The organism is Patiriisocius sp. 208BN25-11 (assembly GCF_058147145.1).
This window is the reverse complement of record NZ_JBYVJY010000176.1, coordinates 1-230: the sequence shown is the minus strand read 5'-3', so window position 1 is coordinate 230 and position 230 is coordinate 1. Positions and strand designations below refer to the sequence as shown.

General features: G+C 48.7%; 1 protein-coding gene. It reads left to right on the top strand.

Annotated elements, in window-relative coordinates:
- A partial coding sequence (locus tag ACY2RS_RS16020) for a hypothetical protein (protein ID WP_490099643.1) occupies positions 1 to 230 on the top strand: 230 nt, incomplete at both ends.

Here is a 230-nt window from a genome sequence, read left to right as displayed (position 1 = left end):
ACTGGAATGCCAGTAGTGGTAGATGTTTTAGGGAATGATGTAGATGGTGATATTGTAGATCCAACGACGGTACAGATTGTAGGTACGACGAATCCAGGCGATCCATTAGTGGAGCCAGGTGTAGGAGTGTGGACAGTAGATGGTACAACGGGCGCGATTACGTTCACGCCTTGTACGGCAGCTGGAGTTCCAGATGTGAGTTGTATGGGACCATCGACACAAGATCCTAT